The organism is Pseudomonas inefficax, from assembly GCF_032164165.1.
GTDB classification, from domain to species: Bacteria; Pseudomonadota; Gammaproteobacteria; order Pseudomonadales; family Pseudomonadaceae; genus Aquipseudomonas; species Aquipseudomonas inefficax.
The window spans coordinates 5,314,702-5,331,741 of sequence record NZ_CP134401.1 but is presented as its reverse complement, the minus strand read 5'-3'; the positions used below and the strand labels follow the sequence as shown (position 1 = coordinate 5,331,741).

Here is a 17,040-nt window from a genome sequence, read left to right as displayed (position 1 = left end):
TTTAATTAGTAGACAGCAGAATAGGAATCTCGGATTTCGTTGTCTTTCTTATCGCGCATCAGCGTGATCTCGCTCTGTTTGATTGCTCGATAGCAGTCAAAGAGCATTTCTCCCATACTGGATCTCATCACTTCATCGTTACCCAGTGCCTCTAGGGCCTGGCTGAGGGACGAAGGCAATGGATGCATCCCATATTTATGGTGTTGATCCTCAGGAATGGACGAAGGGTTCACGGCAACTAGATCCGGCATGGCCAGTTTCTTGTTGATGCCGTCTATACCTGCCGCCAAGATGGCGCCCAACGTAAGGTGGGGAGATGCCAGAGCGTCGGCGGCACGGTACTCAATGTTCGCTTGCTTCGCTGCATCGCAGCCATCCAGGTGGGTAATCGGCGCAATCCGAATCGAAGCCTCTCGATTCTGTTGACCGATACAAGCATAAGCCGCGCTCCAACTATCAGGACGCAAGCGCTGGTAGGACACGACGCTAGGTGCAGTCAAAGCAGTGAGAGCCGCCATATGCTCAAGAATACCAGCGGTGAACTGGCTCGCGAGGTCAGACAATTGACCTGGTCGATTAGGATCGTAGGTCAGTGGCTCCCCCGCCATGCTCCACAACGAAACGTGGACATGTACGCCATTCGTCCCAGGATTCAGAGAAAGAATGGGCGAGAAGGACACGGAGCGCCCTTGACGACGGCAAATTTCGCGAACGATCTCGCGCACGTTCACTGCGCGATCGGCAGCTTGCAATGCTTCGGTCGGGCTGCAGGTCACCTCATACTGCCGAGCTGCATATTCAGGGATACACATCTCGGGATCTACTTTTCCTTCAATCAGCGCCTCGGTGATGGCATTGCAGAGCTTCTCCTCCGACCGCGCTGCTTGCAGCGAGAAACACGCAGCAGGCGTGGCGACATCGGTTAGCATGAATTCGTGCTCAAACGACGCGATTGCTTTGATACCGAGCAGTTCCAGCTTTTTAAGCTGCCGCTTCAAAAACTGCCTAGGACATGCTTCCCAAGGTGAACCGTCCATGTTCAAAAAATCTGCATGAAAATAACGAAGCGGACTGACCGATTCACTACCGGACACGCTTACCTCAGAAGAGGCATCGGGCAGCATGATCAGGTCGCCTAGCGCGCCCCATTCGTTTTCCACAATCTGACCGAATGGGTTCAACGCCAAATTCGCCGGCGTCCAGCAGAGCCCTTTTTTAAGGTTAGAGTCCAATCGATGCTCAGGAAACGATCTAGCTCGGGTAATGCCGCAGTAGTCGTGACTGATAAAATGGGCAAGGTTGCTGCTTATATTCTTGTTTTGCATCGTCTTTTCACTCTTCGAATCGCGCTTGGCCTGGCGTCAGCCGACCGGCCAATCACGTGAAAAAAAGCCACTTGGTTTGACGGATTTCCTTGCTAGCCCAAAGGGTTCGACCGCATCGACATCGTAATTTCCATTTCACGATTACGACACTGTCGATTCTCTGAAACTGGTGTTACAGTAGCAGCGGTCTCGGTTCTCCGCAACAGGCAGATCGGTCAGCAGTCGAATGGCCATCGTGTCGAGGGTGAACAGGGATGACATGGCGTATTCAGGCGGCGCGAGTGTTAGCTCGCGAGGGAATCGATCGCCGAGACGCTTTGAAAAATGCTCAAGAAACGCACATCCACAACAAGAGGAAGAATGATGAAAGGTACCTACCCGGAAGGTCTGTCACGCAGCACGCTGGTCGATCCCAAGCGCACCGCTCTGTTGGTTGTCGATGTCCAGAACGCTGAGGTTTCGCCGTACATCCAGGAAAACCAACCGGATTACTACCGGCAGGTGACCCAGCACGTCGTACCCCAAATCAGAAAGCTGATTGACGCCGCCCGGGCGGCGGGGAGCGAGGTTGTGTACACCGTGATCGAAAGCCTCACTAGCGATGGTCGCGACAGATCGCTTGACCACAAACTGTCCGGGCTTTTCGTGGCTAAAGGGTCTTGGGAGGGCAAGGTCGTTGAAGCTATTGCACCAGAAGCGGATGACATCCTTCTCCCCAAAACCTCGTCCGGAGTCTTCAACTCTACGAATCTGGATTACGTGCTGCGTAACTTGGGTGTTGAGGCCGTTGTCGTAGCAGGAGTGTTGACCGATCAATGCATCGACATGGCTGTCAGAGACGGGGCGGATAAGGGCTATTTCATGATCTGTGTATCTGACGCTTGCGCAAGCTATACCACTGCTCGACACGAGCAGGCGTTGTCCGCGTTTGGCGGATATTGCCGGGTCTCGACCACACAAGAAATCGTTACAGAACTGGGAAGATAAACGGGCGCGACGAGCTAAAGGCTGCCCTATCCCGATAGAGGTGATAGGGCAAATCTCAAGGTCGCAGATTATGGGAATGCTCTATCCGAACACTGCCCACTTTTCGCTCCCTCCTCAAAATATGCTAGCTTGCCGTTGCCATACGCCAACCGTCGATTTCGTGCTACGCATCACTCACTAGGCCAACCATGACCTCCCCCAAGACCATTCGACAGCTGATTCAAGCCAATAAACCCAGCTTCACTCCGAGTGAACGCAAGCTTGTCAAACTCTTGACCGGGGCCAAACCCATACTGGCCCTGGGTACCATTCATGAGTTGGCAAATCATGCACATGTCAGCGCACCAACGGTTTTGCGTTTTGCCGTAAAGCTGGGCTATTCGGGATTTCCTGAGTTTCAAAAAGCATGGCTTAACGAGCTCGAACTGAAGCTAAGCTCGCCCCTTACAATGATCAATCAGCCTCATGAAGATGAAGCACATACGTTCTCAAAGGGTTTAGGCTCGATGGTTGAAGACGCTATTGCGGAGCTGTCAGCGGGATTTGATCTTGTAAAGCTGCTGTCGGACAGTAGACAACGCGTATATGTCCGTGGAGGAAGATTCAGTCAAACCTTGGCTGAATACCTATACGCCCACTTAAAAGAAATGCGCGGCAACACTGAAATTTTAGGCAGGATACCTGCGCACGACCTCGATACCATAGTTGACATTGGAAAGAAAGATATTCTAATCGCCTTTGACTACCGTCGCTACCAAGAAGACACCGTACGACTAGCCAGATTGGCAGCGGAGCAAGGCGCTCAAATTGTACTATTCACCGATAAATGGCTATCCCCGATATCGGAGCTGACCAATAATGTAGTTATCTCAGATATTTCTTCAGGGTCGGCATACGACAGCTTAGTGCCCGCCATGGCACAACTGGAGTATCTTTCGATGCTTCTGCTTAAGGAGCTCGGCGAAACCGCCTCAACCCGACTCAAGAGGCTTGAGGTTATTCGATCATACGGTCGAGATTGACATTTATTTTAAAAGCCCAGGCTCGCTATCGTCTGGGCCCCCTACACTAGATTTTAAAGCCCCGAGCTAGCTGCTGTAGTTCCGACACTTGCATATCCATCTGATTACAAGCCGCTAGGGTGCGTTTCAAGATTCTAGCCGCGCCCTGATTAAGCTCGTTCTTTTGAGCGATGTCTTAACTTATTGTATCAATCACCGCCGTCTGCTCCTCGGTTGCAGCAGCGATGGAATGATTCATTGCATCCATAGATTCGGTTTTGGCTGCGACGCTAGCAAGATCCTTACCCTAGCACACCTCCTGTAAACGCCAATCAGTAAAATTCTTGAATATGGGGTAAATCTCGGCAGGTGGCTTTTCTACCAAACCTGAATCAGGGTGCATCAAAATATCTGCTCGACCGCTTACCAAAAAAGCATGGCGCATGCCCTTCAAATCGAGAGAATTAAGAATTGTGACTGCATGTCCAATATAGAGGTCACCCCTGACCACATCTAGGGTTCGATTATTCGCCCTAAAGGCAGTGGCGACTATAATGGTCAATCCATTGGTAATAGATTCGACATAGGGCGCTGTTAGAACAGTTGGACTACTAACACTGGCAAGCTTGTACCACGGACGCTGCCGTGGGACATAGCCATCTAGCATGGGCTCATCAGGGATCTGCGTAAACTGCCCTTGGTCAGAACCATAATATATATCTAAAATTAGACGTGAGGATCCTATTATTTAAGAGCCCTGTGAGGTAGCCTGGACGGGAGCCGGCCGATTGTGCAAGGTGCTCTACCAGGGAGCATGCGCCCTCCCATCCAACTGTAAATATTGCTTGTCGCCAAAGCACCGACATCATCCAAATATTTTTCTACATCGCTGGAAATCCAATCTCGCTGCTGATGATATACCAACACACCAAATGTTCCAAATGATAGAACCAGCACGATGCTAGCAACAGCCAGTATCTTGCTAATGAAACCAAACCTCAGCGTTTCTCAACCCCTAGTCTCCGCAAGGAAAGGGGTATTAGTGTTCATGGCACTGATCAAATTTACTCGGCGAAACGGGCATTATACGATCAAAAACAGCGTTATCTACACGAATAACGCAGAAAAACTGACGAGCGTTTTTTACATTATACGACTAGGGTAGCCACATGGTGAGATTTTAAACGCAGTGATTAGTGCCCTGCTACTTTCCACTCTCACATAAAATCGCGACCCCAGTTTTACCCATTTTCATCATAAAAATTAGGCAATATCTCTGACCAATCACACTTATAATTTCTCGAGTATTTTTTCTGCGCCCTACATATCGCAGCTTTAAAATATCAACCCCACAAAGCAGGGTGAGCTTTCCGCTCGCTTTTCAATTCAATACAAGCAAGGAATTCGCCAAATGGCCATCACGCGACTACACGCGAACAAGCGCTTGAGCAATACAGTAGTTCACAATGGGGTAGTCTATCTTGCTGGACAGTTGGCCAACCAACACAGTGCCGACATCAAGATCCAGACTCGCGAAACGCTGCACAATATTGATACACTACTCAAGGAAGTAGGCAGCGATAAAACGCGTATCCTTTCGGCCACCATCTATCTCGCCGATATCGATGCAGATTTTGATGAAATGAATGAAATATGGGAAGACTGGGTGGCCGCTGGCCATGAACCAGCACGCGCTTGCGTCCAGGCTGCGATGTTCAAGCCTAGCTTACTGGTCGAAATTTCGATTGTAGCTGCAGTAGACTGAAAGCGTATCAGCTAGTAAGCGCTTTCGCTGGGCGGTATTCACACACCGCCCTCAGGGACTTTCAAAGGCTTTCTTCGATAGGGATAGTAAATCCGGCTTTGACCCTATCCATAACCACCATGGTTTTGAAGCTTTTGATATCGCAATTTTCGTAAAAGAAGCGCCTTGTGAAATTTTCGTAGTCTTCCATATTCTTACAAGTCACTACGATCACAAAGTCGGCATCCCCAGTCACGTAGAACCCGCTCATTACCTCAGGCGTGTTACGTATAGCATGCTTGAACTTGTCGATGATATCTGTCCGCTCTCGTTCAAGGGTAACCAAGACGAGCATCGTTACGTGGCGTCCCACTGCTTTCGGGGAAACAATGGAAACATCACCCTCGATCACCCCCTCAGCCCTCAGGCGCTTAAGCCTACGCTGGCAGGCAGTCGGTGATAGTCCAGCTAACTCACCAATCTCATCAGATGTCAGCCGATTGTTTACTTGAACAGCGCTTAAAATTCTTACATCAATTCTGTCAAGTTCAATCATAAGACACACTCCTAGCCGTTTATCAGGTTTGCGCCTGAGACGCAGATCACCCTATCCCACCACATATAAACCCAGTCGAAGTCGCTGTCAACCGCAAGATTGCACTTCCCACCATTTATTCGGCTATTTAAGCAATTAAAGATAATTTAGGCAATGCGAGCACAAGCTGCGTGAACCGCCAATCAATTTACTTAGATCTTTCTCTGGACTGAGCACATCGGAATTCACTGAATGATAACGCACAAAAAAGCGCATTGAGAAAGACGACCAGACCCAACTCAATGCGCAAAACACCCAACGACAGGTATCAGAAAATCAGCTAGTGATATTAATTTGCCCCAGCATCAAGACCATAATCTGCATCCTGAAATTTTGGCTTAGCGATGGGTGAGCGGCGATACTTCACAAGGTAGGCAATTGTCAGCCAGCCAAACCATAAAGGCATAAAGTAAAGCGCCGATAACGTATCAGGTTCCAGGGCCAACAACGCGACGATGAAGACAAAGAATGCCAGAGAGAAGTAGCTGAGCGGAATACCCAATGGCATCTTGAAGGTAGAAGCAGCGTGCAACTCAGGTTTTTCCTTGCGATAAACCAGGTAAGCAATCAGCACCAGCGACCAGATAAAGATGAGCAATACCGAAGCGACCGTACTTACGATGGCGGCGCCCATGAACAGACCCGATCCGATTGCACCACCCAACGCAATGAATTGAATGTGACGATTCGAGAGTCCTCGATGCAATCCTTGCACTTCTTCAGAGCCAGATTCCTTCTGCGCTCCAGTTGTGGCAACATCAACCATTGCTACACCCATCAACGTTTTTTAATTTTATAACTTTTGTAATAAATTGGTTGAATCATCAGCATCAGCCCAACGACTTTTAGCTGAGACCAAACTTTAATTGGTAGCCATTAAAAAACGGGCCTGTTTGGAGCCGGCCCGTTCTTCACTGCTAAACAATGTTTAGCGTAGAGCACCTTCAGCGGTGAGCTCGTTGATAACCTTGTTAACAGCTTTGCTGGCGATATCAACGATCTTATCGATATCATTATTGGTTGCGACCAGCGGAGGCGCGAAGCCCAAGATCTCACCATGCGGCATCGCGCGCGCGATCAAATTAAGGTCGCGGGCAGCTTTGGAAATGCGAGCACCAACCTTCAGAGCTGGGTCAAGGCGGGTTTTGGTGGCTGGGTCAGCTACGAACTCCAGTGCAGCCATCAGGCCCACACCACGCACCTCGCCAACAATCGGCAGACCCTCGAAGACTTCTTTCAGACTCTTCTGGAAGTACTCACCTACACGCGCGGCATTACCAGGAATATCTTCACCTTCAACGATGTCCAGAACAGCATTCGCCGCTGCGACACCAATCGGGTGACCCGAGTAGGTGTAGCCGTGGGAGAAGGCGCCAACTTTATCTGCGCCCTCTTCCATGACTTTGTAAACCTTCTCGCCCACAATCGACGCCGACAGCGGCGCGTATGCAGAAGTCAGGCCTTTGGCAACGGTGATGAGGTCAGGCTCGATACCGTATTTGTCACAGCCAAACATTGCGCCAGTGCGACCGAAGCCGGTGATAACCTCGTCAGCGATCAGCAGGATGTCGTATTTCTTCAGGATCGGCTGGATTGCTGCCCAGTAACCGGCTGGAGGCGGCGTGATACCGCCAGTACCCAAAACAGGCTCAGCGATGAAGGCGCCGATAGTGTCAGGGCCTTCGCGCAGGATGAGCTCTTCAAGCTCAGCGGCGCGACGTGCAGAAAACTGTTCCTCGCTCTCACCTGGCTCAGCGCCCCAGTAGTAGTGCGGTGCACCGGTGCGCAGGATGCCGCTAACCGGGAGATCCATGTAATCGTGGTAGAAGCTCATGCCAGTCATCGAGCCAGATACGACCGAGCAACCGTGGTAGCCACGATCACGGGTGATGATCTTTTTCTTTTTCGGCAGACCACGCAGGTTGTTGTAGTACCACACCAGCTTCGCCTGTGTTTCGTTGGCGTCGGATCCAGACAGGCCGTAGAAGACCTTGCTCATTTTACCTGGAGCCATCTTCACCAGACGATCAGACAGGCGTGCCAGCTCGTCAGTGGTGTGCGCCGCATAGCTATGATAGTAAGCGAGCTTGTGGGCCTGACGTGAAATGGCTTCAGCTACATCAGTACGACCATAACCGACGTTCATGCAGTAAAGGCCAGCGAAACCATCAATGTACTCACGACCAGTCGAGTCGGTGATGCAAAGACCCTTGCCGGACTCAACGATAGTTGGATCCCCAAGTTTACCAGAAGCAAAATCTTTCAGGTTGGTGAAAGGGTGTAGTACGGAATTGCGATCCTGAGCAGAGATCAGATCATGTTCTTGTTTGTTCATTTTTGACTCCTAGAAATTACAGGCCGCCGAAACAGACGTATTTGATTTCCATGTACTCGGACAATCCATGCTTGGAACCTTCACGGCCCAAACCAGACTGTTTCCATCCCCCAAAAGGAATAGGGGCACCGGTGAACTTTGGCGTATTCAGTGCCACCATGCCATACTCCAAACTATCGGAAAGACGCAGCGCCTTTCGCAAGTCGTTGGTGTACACATACGCCGCTAGACCGTATTCGGTGTTATTTGCGCGGGTCAGGACTTCAGCTTCCGTGTCGAAAGGAAGAATTGCCGCAACCGGACCGAAAGTTTCTTCGTACGCGATAGCCATGTCGTCAGTAACATCGGACAGGACTGTTGGCACAACGAAGTTACCCTGAGTCACAGGGCTGCCAACTACCAAGCGAGCACCCTTAGCCAAGGCGTTGGTGATGTGTTCCTGGCACTTCTGTGCCACGCTTGAACGAGTCATTGGGCCGATATCAACACCCGCCTCGAAACCATGACCGACTCGAAGCTTGGCGGTCGCTTCCCCGAACGCCTTGACGAACTCGTCATACTTGGAGCGCTGTACATAGATGCGGTTAGCACCCAAGCAGTCCTGACCCGAGGTGGCGAACTTAGCGCCAATGCAGCCTTTCACTGCTTCTTCGATGGAAGCGTCATCGAAAACAATGAAAGGAGCGTGACCGCCCAGCTCCAGCGATACCTTCTTGACGGTGTCGCCCGCTTGCTTGAGCAGAATCTTCCCGATTTGGGTCGAGCCAGTGAAGCTGAAGGCTCGTACCTGAGGGTTCTGCAGCAGGCGTGCGGAATGGGTGATCGGATCACCCGTAACTACCTGGAACACACCTGCGGGGATACCTGCTTCCTCTGCTAGCTTGGCCAAAGCCAACGCGGACAGCGGAGTTTCAGGGGCTGGCTTAACGATCATGGAGCAGCCCGCAGCCAACGCGGCAGCTGCTTTGCGGGTAATCATCGCACTCGGAAAGTTCCAAGGCGTGATGGCGCAGGTCACACCAATAGGCTGCAGTTTAGTCAGCAGCTGGCTGTTAGGCAGATGGCTAGGGATTGTCTCCCCGTAGCAACGCTCACCCTCAGCGGCGAACCAATCAATGAAATTGGCGCCATATGCGATTTCACCAACGGAGTCAGCCAGAGGCTTACCCTGTTCTGCAGTCATGATCACAGCCAGGTCTTGAGCATGCTCACGAATCAGAGCAGCCCATTTGCGAAGGATAGCGCCACGCTGAACGGGTAGCAGATCGCGCCATGCAGGGAATGCGGCGCTGGCAGCTTCAACGGCGCGGTCAACCCAGACGATATCGCAATGGCTGACTTCTGCAATTTTCTCGTCAGTACCCGGGTCAGTAACATCCAATCGATTCCCATCATCGATCCACTCCCCATTGATATAGGCACGCGTTTCCAGAAGATCTGGCCGCTTGAGCTGACTCAAAGCATTCTTGGCAAGGTTTTTCATAGCTACCACTTCAGATGTGTTGTTCTGTTTGAATAGCTTATGCATCTTGCGCGCTTAAAAACGTACTTCAAAACCCATTAAGCGCAGCAATACTGCTTTGTTATTCATAACACGCATAATTACTGCGCATTTTTGGAAAAGCCCGTCGTAGACCGGCTAAATCAATCAGATTTTTCAAATTCCCTCAATTTCCAGCTATCAGGCCTCTGGGGGCGACCGCACATCACCCACTGGTACGGCCCAGCCTCAAGTACCAACCGCAGTGGGCTTCAAGATCGGCAGGGTGCTCCAGAGTTTTAACCGTTCCCGCACAGGAACACGCTGCAGCGTGTAATCGGTGTCCGGTCCAAGTACTCCCAATCAGAAAATAGGAAGTCAGTGGCCACGCCCGAGAATTGCTCGACCTCGGGGATCAAGCTCGAACACTGTCCGTCTCAACGAAGAGCTTGACCCAGCGTCAGGCACTCGCCTGCCTGGACCTCGCAGTTTCACCGGGTATCAAGGTCACCACTCAGGAGAGCCTCGCTTTCTCCCGCTTGGCCGAACACTGGCCGCTGTTGCTGAAGCTCGCGGTACATTGCAGCAGCTGTGCAGGCCTGGCGCGCATTAGAGTCGCGAGATCGTCTACAACGCTATCGATGTGTTGCCGGTGGGAGCGCTGCGCTAAGCGCTGGTCATCTGCCTGCGTCAGGAAACTCCCAACCGTAGTCCACGCTCGGGCGATGTGGGTCGCCGTAATCAGCCTTCCCGATCCGGTGAGTATCCATGCACGTCCGCCTGTGGCGGAGGATCGCCAGACGCTGATGAGCCATTCGGAACATGCTGCGACCATCAACACCAGCCTCAATGGGCCTGCCAATGATCAGCAGCGCCTAATGTCTGGCTTCAGGACTTGACGACTACCGCGATGACACGGCGGTAGGGATCCTGCCGCCTGCTCCACGTCGCGATTTCAGGCTGGGGTATAAAGACGGAAACGCTGAGTAGTGTCCTTCAAAGACGCGCATCCGGATTTCAACCTCGTCGCTACACCGTTTACTTCACGGGCGCTCTCCAGAATCTGCATCGAAGCCTCGTCGACCCGCAGGATATTCGAACTGATCGCTTGCGCCGTTTCAGCCTGCTCATCCGCCGCTGCCGCAATCTGTTCAAGCATATCCCCAACTTGCCGCGACGCGCCGGCAATCAGTTGCAATTGCTCGCCCAGACGAACCACTTCGCCAGCATCGCCCTTGGATTGCTCGCATGCGCTCTGCATGAAGCTGGCCGTCACCCGCACGCCTTCCTGCAACGCTGCCACCGTACTGCCGATCTCGGCGGTCGAGGCCTGGGTCTGCGCCGACAGCTCGCGCACCTGATCGGCCACCACCGCAAAGCCCCGACCGTGCTCCCCCGCCCGGGCCGCCTCGATGCTGGCGTTGAGCGCAAGCAGGTTGGTCTGCTCGGCAATGTTCCTGATCACCGCGACCACCACGTCAATCCGCTGGGTCCGCTCGCGCAGTTGCTCAAGGGCAACCGCCGCTTCGTCCAGGCGTCCAGTCAGTTGCTGCATGCCCTGGGTAGTCTGCAGGCTGCGCAACTGGCCGGCACTGGCCAGGTTGCGCGCTTCGGCGGAATGAACGACCGCCTCGCTACAGGTCTGCGCCACGCTGCGCGCAGTGCTGGCCAGTTCCACGGCAGCAGCGGCGATCAACGCCACCTGCTGACGCTGATTGTCCGCTGCCTGGAGCGAGGCGCCAGCCTGCTCATCCAGCACCGAGACCGTGGCGGTGACGCCATGTGTCTGCTGGATGATCCCATGGATCGTACTCTGCAACTGCTCCTGGGCGGCGTTGAGGCCATGCCCGATAGTGGCCAGTTCGTCTCTGCCGAGCACACTCACTCGGGAACGCAGATCCCCCTCGCTGAGCGAATGCGCCATCCGGGTGATGCCTGCGGTGGTTCGCCGGATCGAGACCTGCACACACAGCAATCCGTACAAGGCCAGGAGCGTCATCACGCTGAACAGCGACAGTGCCAGCAATCCACCCTGCCAGGCTCGTGCCTGATAAAGGCTCAAGCGTTGGTCAAGGTAGCGCTGCGTGCTGGCCTGCAAGCTGTTTGCCAGCGTCAGTGCCTGCGCTATCTGATTGCTGACGGCCATCGGCTGCAATGAGGTGATATCACGTCGGAAGAAGTCCTGTTCCAGTTTCCTGACCACACTGGCTATCTGCTCCAGCCCGGCCTGAGTGGCGTGCTGCCAGTCCTCCTCCTGCTCCTGGGCAACGGCGGTGCTGGCTGTGCTCTGCGCCAGCGTGTCGAGCGTCGCCTGGGTGGCGGCGAGTGCGTCACGAAGTTGCGAGCGGGTCAGCAGGTTGAAACCGCCGGAGCCGATCACCCCCTGCCCGGTGCTGCCCACTGCGGTCAACTGGCGGGTGAGATCCGGCACCTGAAAGGTGATGATATCGATCAGTTCCGAGGTGTCCGCCCAAGTATCGCGCCGCAAGCCATGGTCACTGGCGGCGAGTTCGATCAGCTTGCCCGTGGCCTGCAGCGAACGGGTCGCTGCGTTGTGTGCATCGGCCCACCAACTGGCCAGCGCTTGTGGGTCCTGGCGGGCACGCTCCAGCCGCTGGTGCTCGCTGGACAGCGACTCGACTTCGCTGGCCAGCGCCCGCTCCAGTCTCCCGGACGCATCTAATGCCCCTTGGTCCAGCAGCGCCTGCAATTGCTCGCGGCGCTCGTCCTGATCACCTAGCCACACTGTCATGTCGTTCAGCGACGCACCATCACCACGGGCGGCTACATCCGTAGCACGCCAGCGCGCCGCCAGGTTGCGCCCGGACGCCGCCCCGGCCTGCCCGGCACCCAGCGTCGCCAGCAAGGCCACTCCCCGGCGCTCCGCCTCGATGCGGCTCAATTCGCTGCGGTAACCGCTGCACAACGCCCACAAGCCGTACCCCAAAGGGATCAGGAACACCAGCATGAGTACCTGGAACTTTCGCGAGAACGAAAACCGTTCCATCGCGGAAATCCCCCACTGCAAAACTTTCATCGGTTTGCTCCGTCTCTTGCGCAGATTTCTGCTTTAATATTGTTATACTAATATATTAGTAGCAATTTCAGTCCTTCCTTACAACTGCCCCGGAGCCTTATCCATGCTAGCCACCGCAGCCATCCACGCCGTCAATATCAATGGCCTCCCCGCCTGGCGCCTGGAACTGGGCGACGCTTTCGCGTTGATCAGCGCTCAGGGCGCGCAGTTGCTCGAATACGGCTTTCACGGCGAACCCGCAGTGATCTGGAACAACCCGCACGCCAGCTTTATCCCAGGCCAGCCAATCCGTGGCGGGGTACCGGTGTGCTGGCCCTGGTTCACCGCGCTGGAAACCAACCCGCAGGCAGTGCGCGACGCCTGGCAATGTGCCGAGCCACCCTTCCACGGCTTGGTCCGGCAAGTCGATTGGCGGCTCGAATGCACCTCACTGGAGCCACAGGCCCTGCGCCTCACCCTGCGATCCCCGGTCGATCACCACGGTCTGACTACCCGCCTCCACTTGAGCCTGGAGCCCCTGGCACTCGAACTGCACCTGGAGATCAGCAACGCGGGCTCCCGGAGCATCGCCATGGCCGCCGCGCTGCACAGCTACTACGCGGTCAGCGATGTCCGCGAAGTCAGCCTTCAGGGCTTCGCCGGTACCCGCTACCAGGACAATCTCAAGGACCGCGTCCTGTGCCAGCAGGTTGATGAACCGCCTATCGCCGGCCTGACCGAACGGGTCTATCAGGGCCTGCCAGATCGCCTGACCCTCGAGGACCCAGCCTGGCAACGGCGCATCGTGATCGAACCCCGTGACAGCCGCTCCGCCGTCCTCTGGAATCCGGGACCGGAACGCGCAGCCAGCCTGGACCAGTTCCACCCCGAGGCCTGGCACGGCATGCTGTGCATCGAAACCACGCGGGTCCAGGAGGATCTGCTGGAGGTTGCCGCTGGCACACAAGGCGGATTCGGCGTGCGGATTTCCCGGGAACCTACGACCCGCACCTGAACAATCGGCACCGCCCAGGGAAACTAGCCCCTCAACGAATGCCTGCATTTTCGCTAATATACGAGTACATCTTTCCAGCCCCTCCGCGGAGTCCTCTCATTGAATGCCCCCGTTTTCCATCCCGAGTTGCTCGACCACCGCCTGCCCAAGACAGCCCAGGTCTACGAGTTGCTGCGCTCGGCGATCATTTCCCTGCGCCTGCAACCGGGGGACGTGATCAGCGAAAAGGAGCTGTGCGCGCAACTGGACATCTCGAGGACACCGCTGCGTGAAGCGGTATTGCAACTGGCCAACCAGAAGCTGATCACCATCAAGCCCAACTCGAGCACCAGCGTCAGCCTGATCAAGCTCAAGGACGTGATCGAAGGCCAGATCGTGCGCGAGAGCATCGAGTACCGCACCGTGCGCCTGGCTGCGCGCTTCTACGAGAAGGACCGCATCGACCCCTTCACCACCTTGCTGATGCGCCAGAAGTTCGCCTCCGAGCACCGCAGCGTCGACGAGTTCTACGCCCTAGACGAGGAGTTTCACCGGATCATCTGCGAATGCTCCGGCTACCCCAACCTGTGGCGTCTGCTCAACGGCGCCAAGGGGCAGTTGGACCGGGTACGGCGCATGGCCTTCCCGGCGCAGAACCAGTTCGCCGAGGTGATCGAGGAGCACGAGCGCATTGCCGATGCGATCCGCGCCAGCGACGAGGAAGCCGCAGTTGAAGCCATGCGCGTACATATCGACAGCATCTACGAGACCCTGAAAGTCCTCTCGGTGAAGCATCCGGATTTCTTCGCCGAAGACTCGGCGACCATCACCAACTGCGACTCCCTGGAAGACTTCAAGCGTCTCTATGCCTAAGCCGAAAAACGCCAGCCGGAGCAATCCGGCTGGCGTTTCCTGGTGCACTCAGTAGATCGAGAACGGGAAGTACTTCTGGTTGATCTTCTCGTAGGTGCCGTCGGCCCGCAGTTCGGCGATGGCCTTGTTGAACTGCTCGCGCAATGCAACTTCGCCCTGGCGCACACCGATACCCTTGCCGACCCCGAAGTATTTCTCGTTGACCACATCACCACCGACGAAGGCGCAGCAGGCGCCATCCTTGGTCTTCATCCATACGTAGAGCAGCGCGGCATCGGAGAACACCGTGTCGATGCGACCGTTGGCCAGGTCCATGGCGGCGTCGTCGACCGTCTTGTACTGCTTGATGTCCGAGTCCTTGTAGTTCTCTTCAAGGTAGTTGGACTGGGTGGTGGAGACCTGCACGCCAATGCTCTTGCCCGCCAGGTCGGCCGGGGTGATGGCGCTCACGCCGCCATCCTTGACGGTGATGAAGCGCGCCGGGGTGGCGTAGTACTTGTTGCTGAAATCGATCTTCTTCTTGCGCTCCTCGGTGATGTTCATCGAGGCGACGATGGCGTCGTACTTGCCGGCGACCAGGCCTGGAATCATGCCGTCCCATTCCTGGGCGACGATCTCGCACTTGATCTTCATCCGTTCGCACAGTGCATTGGCGATATCCACGTCGAAGCCGGTCAGCTTGCCCTTGTCCAGGTAGCTGAAGGGCGGATAGGTCCCTTCCGTGGCGATGCGGATTTCCTTGAGCTCATCGGCCGAAGCAATCCCCGCCATCAGGGCAGAGCCCAGGCCGAGGGCCGCGAGGAGAACACATTTAGCAAGTTTCATAGACACCACCTTATTTTGCCGTACATTAATATATTAGTTTTGTTGCAACATACAGGCCATTGTTCGAGTGCTGGTCAGGTGCGGGGGTTACTCCCTTGGACAGTGGTTGGACATCAGAAGATCGCCGGCTCGCCGCTGGCTTCGCCGAAGCCGGTCTCGAGGAAATCGAAGTCGCAGCCCTTGTCGGCCTGGAGGATGTGTTGCGCGAACATCCAGCCATAGCCGCGACCGAAGCGCGGTGGCGGTGGTGGCAAGGCCTCGCGGCGTGCAGCCAGTTCGGCATCGCTGACCAGCAGCTCGATGCTGCGCTGATCCACGTCGACGCGGATCAGGTCGCCGTTGCGCACCAGGGCCAGGGTGCCACCTACGTAACTTTCCGGTGCAACATGCAGGATGCACGCCCCATAACTGGTCCCGCTCATGCGCGAATCGGAGATCCGCAGCATGTCGCGCACGCCCTGCTTCACCAGCTTGCCGGGGATCGGCAGCATGCCCCACTCCGGCATGCCCGGGCCGCCTTGCGGGCCGGCGTTGCGCAGGATCAGCACATGGTCGGCAGTGACCTCGAAGTCATCGCTGTCGATCACCGCCTTCAGCGCCGGGTAGTCGTCGAAGACGATGGCCGGCCCGGTGTGCCGGAGCAGACGCGACTCCATGGCGCACGGCTTGATCACGCAACCGGCGCTGGCCAGGTTGCCCTTGAGCACCGCCAGGGCGCCCTCGGCATAAATTGGGTTGTCCAGCGGACGGATCACATCGTCGTTGTACACCTCGGCCTCGGCGATGTTCTGCCCGAGGGTACGACCATTGACGGTCATCTCGTCGAGAGACAGGTACTTGCCGATCACCCGCATCAGCGCCGGCAGGCCGCCCGCGTAGAAGAAGTCCTCCATCAGGTACTGGCTGCCACTGGGCCGCACGTTGGCGATCACCGGCACATAGCGGCTGACCGCATCGAGGTCGTCGAGGGTCAGGTCATGCCCTGCCCTGCGCGCCATGGCAACCAGGTGGATCACCGCATTGGTCGAGCACCCCATGGCCATGGCCACGGCGATCGCGTTGTCGTAGGCGCCGCGGGTCTGCACCCGGGCCGGCACCAGGTCCTCCCAGACCATCTCCACCGCGCGGCGCCCGGCTTCGGCGCACATGCGGATATGGTTGACGTCTGCGGCGGGAATCGATGACGCCCCCGGCAAGGTCATGCCGATGGCCTCGGCGATGGCGGTCATGGTCGAGGCGGTGCCCATGGTCATGCAGTGGCCATGACTGCGGGCAATGCCGCCCTCGATGTCCTGCCAGTCCTTGTCGCTGATCATGCCGGCGCGGCGCTCGTCCCAGTATTTCCAGGCATCCGAACCCGAGCCGAGGATCTTGCCTTTCCAGTTGCCACGCAGCATCGGCCCGGCAGGCACGTAGATCGCCGGCAGCCCGGCGCTGGTGGCGCCCATCAGCAGGCCAGGCGTGGTCTTGTCGCAGCCGCCCATCAGCACCACGCCATCCACCGGGTGGGAGCGCAGCAGTTCCTCCGCTTCCATGGCCAGCATGTTGCGGTAGAGCATGGTGGTGGGTTTGACGAAGTTCTCCGACAGCGACAGTGCCGGCAACTCTACCGGGAAGCCGCCGGCCTGGAGAATGCCGCGCTTGACGTCATCGACCCGGGTCTTGAAGTGGGCATGGCAAGGGTTGATGTCCGACCAGGTATTGAGAATCGCGATCACGGGTTTCCCCGCCCAGTCGGCCGGGGCATAGCCCATCTGCATGATCCGCGAGCGGTGGCCGAAGCCGCGCAGGTTGTCAGGCGCGAACCAGCGCGCGCTTCTCAGGTCTTCGGCTTTCTTCTTGTTCATGGTGTTCATCCGTCAGGC

At 55.9% G+C, this 17,040-nt stretch carries 13 protein-coding genes and 2 pseudogenes; 5 read left to right on the top strand and 10 right to left on the bottom strand.

The features are described from left to right. Positions 1–5: 5 nt before the first annotated feature. Positions 6–1,325, bottom strand: a complete 1,320-nt coding sequence (locus tag RIN61_RS24015) for a type I glutamate--ammonia ligase (RefSeq protein WP_313854589.1) — start codon at positions 1,323–1,325, stop codon at positions 6–8. A gap of 360 nt (positions 1,326–1,685) precedes the next feature. Here RIN61_RS24015 and RIN61_RS24010 point away from each other — a divergent pair, with 360 nt between their 5' ends. The 3 genes from RIN61_RS24010 (at position 1,686) to RIN61_RS24000 (ending at position 5,078) form a co-directional block, all read left to right on the top strand. Continuing rightward, positions 1,686–2,312 carry a cysteine hydrolase family protein gene (locus tag RIN61_RS24010; RefSeq protein WP_186553624.1) on the top strand — a complete coding sequence of 209 codons (627 nt, stop codon included), beginning with the start codon at positions 1,686–1,688 and terminating at the stop codon, positions 2,310–2,312. A gap of 188 nt (positions 2,313–2,500) precedes the next feature. Next, positions 2,501–3,334: a MurR/RpiR family transcriptional regulator gene (locus RIN61_RS24005; RefSeq protein ID WP_313854586.1), complete on the top strand. Its 834-nt coding sequence runs from the start codon at positions 2,501–2,503 to the stop codon at positions 3,332–3,334. A gap of 1,390 nt (positions 3,335–4,724) precedes the next feature. Further along, positions 4,725–5,078, top strand: coding sequence for a RidA family protein (locus RIN61_RS24000; protein ID WP_186553626.1), 354 nt, complete (start codon positions 4,725–4,727; stop codon positions 5,076–5,078). A gap of 61 nt (positions 5,079–5,139) precedes the next feature. On the opposite strand, the gene RIN61_RS23995 is transcribed toward RIN61_RS24000, so the two are convergent. From RIN61_RS23995 to RIN61_RS26950, 7 genes and pseudogenes are all read right to left on the bottom strand, one after another. Beyond that, complete coding sequence (locus tag RIN61_RS23995) at positions 5,140–5,613, bottom strand: Lrp/AsnC family transcriptional regulator (RefSeq protein ID WP_186553627.1); 474 nt, start codon at positions 5,611–5,613, stop codon at positions 5,140–5,142. 328 nt (positions 5,614–5,941) lie between these two features. Continuing rightward, positions 5,942–6,286, bottom strand: coding sequence for an amino acid permease (locus RIN61_RS23990; protein ID WP_390899155.1), 345 nt, complete (start codon positions 6,284–6,286; stop codon positions 5,942–5,944). Next, positions 6,268–6,418: pseudogene (locus RIN61_RS26870) on the bottom strand (hypothetical protein); the annotation flags it as partial. The gene RIN61_RS23990 and the pseudogene RIN61_RS26870, both read right to left, overlap by 19 nt. Before the next feature lie 162 nt (positions 6,419–6,580). Next, the gene (locus RIN61_RS23985; RefSeq protein WP_186553628.1) at positions 6,581–7,987 is read right to left on the bottom strand and encodes an aspartate aminotransferase family protein; all 1,407 of its coding nucleotides are present in this window, start codon (positions 7,985–7,987) and stop codon (positions 6,581–6,583) included. Positions 7,988–8,003: 16 nt separating this feature from the next. Beyond that, entirely contained in the window at positions 8,004–9,470 is a 1,467-nt protein-coding gene (locus RIN61_RS23980) for an NAD-dependent succinate-semialdehyde dehydrogenase (protein WP_186553661.1), read from the bottom strand. Between the two features lie 952 nt (positions 9,471–10,422). Continuing rightward, positions 10,423–11,145 (bottom strand): methyl-accepting chemotaxis protein, encoded by a 723-nt coding sequence (locus RIN61_RS26865; protein WP_437182253.1) that lies wholly within the window; start codon positions 11,143–11,145, stop codon positions 10,423–10,425. 147 nt (positions 11,146–11,292) lie between these two features. After that, a pseudogene (locus RIN61_RS26950) lies at positions 11,293–11,391 on the bottom strand (HAMP domain-containing protein); the annotation flags it as partial. Between the two features lie 1,216 nt (positions 11,392–12,607). On the opposite strand from RIN61_RS26950, the gene RIN61_RS23970 reads away from it, so the two are divergent. Together RIN61_RS23970 and RIN61_RS23965 are read left to right on the top strand one after the other, a co-directional pair. Further along, positions 12,608–13,498: a D-hexose-6-phosphate mutarotase gene (locus RIN61_RS23970; RefSeq protein WP_186553630.1), complete on the top strand. Its 891-nt coding sequence runs from the start codon at positions 12,608–12,610 to the stop codon at positions 13,496–13,498. Between the two features lie 99 nt (positions 13,499–13,597). Beyond that, positions 13,598–14,350: a GntR family transcriptional regulator gene (locus RIN61_RS23965; RefSeq protein ID WP_019098962.1), complete on the top strand. Its 753-nt coding sequence runs from the start codon at positions 13,598–13,600 to the stop codon at positions 14,348–14,350. Positions 14,351–14,398: 48 nt separating this feature from the next. Here RIN61_RS23965 and RIN61_RS23960 read toward each other — a convergent pair whose 3' ends face one another. Beyond that, the gene (locus RIN61_RS23960) at positions 14,399–15,175 is read right to left on the bottom strand and encodes a lysine/arginine/ornithine ABC transporter substrate-binding protein (RefSeq protein ID WP_313854573.1); all 777 of its coding nucleotides are present in this window, start codon (positions 15,173–15,175) and stop codon (positions 14,399–14,401) included. Positions 15,176–15,288: 113 nt separating this feature from the next. Then, the gene (gene araD, locus RIN61_RS23955) at positions 15,289–17,022 is read right to left on the bottom strand and encodes an L-arabinonate dehydratase (protein ID WP_313854570.1); all 1,734 of its coding nucleotides are present in this window, start codon (positions 17,020–17,022) and stop codon (positions 15,289–15,291) included. Positions 17,023–17,040 lie beyond the last annotated feature (18 nt).

Bases quoted from the DNA above. Each gene is read 5' to 3' on its own strand.
- RIN61_RS24015 (WP_313854589.1), bottom strand. From the start codon at position 1,325: ATGCAAAACAAGAATATAAGCAGCAACCTTGCCCATTTTATCAGTCAC.
- RIN61_RS24010 (WP_186553624.1), top strand. From the start codon at position 1,686: ATGATGAAAGGTACCTACCCGGAAGGTCTGTCACGCAGCACGCTGGTC.
- RIN61_RS24005 (WP_313854586.1), top strand. From the start codon at position 2,501: ATGACCTCCCCCAAGACCATTCGACAGCTGATTCAAGCCAATAAACCC.
- RIN61_RS24000 (WP_186553626.1), top strand. From the start codon at position 4,725: ATGGCCATCACGCGACTACACGCGAACAAGCGCTTGAGCAATACAGTA.
- RIN61_RS23995 (WP_186553627.1), bottom strand. From the start codon at position 5,613: ATGATTGAACTTGACAGAATTGATGTAAGAATTTTAAGCGCTGTTCAA.
- RIN61_RS23990 (WP_390899155.1), bottom strand. From the start codon at position 6,286: ATGGGCGCCGCCATCGTAAGTACGGTCGCTTCGGTATTGCTCATCTTT.
- RIN61_RS23985 (WP_186553628.1), bottom strand. From the start codon at position 7,987: ATGAACAAACAAGAACATGATCTGATCTCTGCTCAGGATCGCAATTCC.
- RIN61_RS23980 (WP_186553661.1), bottom strand. From the start codon at position 9,470: ATGAAAAACCTTGCCAAGAATGCTTTGAGTCAGCTCAAGCGGCCAGAT.
- RIN61_RS23970 (WP_186553630.1), top strand. From the start codon at position 12,608: ATGCTAGCCACCGCAGCCATCCACGCCGTCAATATCAATGGCCTCCCC.
- RIN61_RS23960 (WP_313854573.1), bottom strand. From the start codon at position 15,175: ATGAAACTTGCTAAATGTGTTCTCCTCGCGGCCCTCGGCCTGGGCTCT.
- araD (WP_313854570.1), bottom strand. From the start codon at position 17,022: ATGAACAAGAAGAAAGCCGAAGACCTGAGAAGCGCGCGCTGGTTCGCG.